Origin of the sequence: Paraburkholderia sediminicola, from assembly GCF_046026895.1 — a bacterium.
GTDB lineage: Bacteria > Pseudomonadota > Gammaproteobacteria > Burkholderiales > Burkholderiaceae > Paraburkholderia > Paraburkholderia sediminicola_C.
Genome location: NZ_JAQQEU010000236.1, coordinates 1 through 1,066, shown reverse-complemented (window position 1 = coordinate 1,066; position 1,066 = coordinate 1). Strand labels below are relative to the sequence as shown.

Here is a 1,066-nt window from a genome sequence, read left to right as displayed (position 1 = left end):
GATAGTGTTGAAAAAGTCGCTGCATCGTTTTTGCGACCTGCTCGCAAAAAAATCGGCCTCTCAGATCGGCCTACAAACCGCGCGCGGATGCCGGTCAAGGGTAAGAAGACCCCTGAAGTGCGACGCGTGTCGCCGTCCGCCGGACGTAAATCGGCAACGTAGTGGATGGCAAAGCTCTTCTCTGCCTTGTCACATTCAACAACCTGAACATCGGAGATTGAAGGCGTGACCTGCTGTACGACCAGCAGTTGCCTACCTGGACGTGCGCGACCGGTAACGGTCGGGTTCGAAGCTCCGGGGACAACGTACCCACCCTATGGGCGATTCACCCGGGCCACTGGGCAGGGATCGACACTGCCAGCAGCCGTGCGGTGTGGGGGCTAGGCAAGTTGCGCATGCACAACGTACGTGAACTGTCGATGGAATCCTCGTTATCTTCGAAGAGCCAAAGCTGCTGAGAGGCTCTGACCAAAATGGTAAATGGCCGGTTGCACCTTTTTCAAGTGGGTGCACGTCGTCACGAGGCCATCGGGGAATAGACAGGTGCTAAACGGACAGGCCCGGAAGTGCTCGGGTCGGCAGGGATGGGAACGCGGGAACCCCGATTTCTCGCCCTCGCTCTGGTTCATGGAGCGGTGGCAGGTGGACCATGAGGAACACTGTTGGGGAAGCGGGAGTGAGAACGCGCAAGAAGCGAAGGGTTGCCTGTAACGGGTGACATAGGGGTTCGAGATTTGCCCCGACCTGAAAGGGTGCTGACGTGCGCGTGGTGCGGCTGTCGTTGCCCCACGTCAGAGATTCACCAAAGGGAAGCTTGCGAGAGACCGGTCGGGCTACGGTTCAGCGCCCTTGTCCCGGCGACGGGATGAATCGACGATGTGACGTTTGCGAAGGTTGTGGGTGCACAAACCGCAACCGGCATCGACATGATGCTTAATGCCGTGCGCGAGCCGTATGCGGGGAAACTCGCACGTACGGTTCTTCGGGGGCCGCGTTTCCGGGAGGGGGCGCGGCTACCCTCTAACCTCGCTAGAAAGACGGTCAGCGACTTTTTCAACAGTATCGG

The 1,066-nt window shown here is 59.1% G+C and carries 1 protein-coding gene; it reads left to right on the top strand.

The window, feature by feature from the left end; translation table 11 throughout:
• Nucleotides 1-878: 878 nt before the first annotated feature.
• Nucleotides 879-1,066, top strand: a 188-nt coding sequence (locus PQR02_RS40505) for a hypothetical protein (RefSeq protein ID WP_408243399.1), incomplete at its 3' end; no start/stop codon positions are given.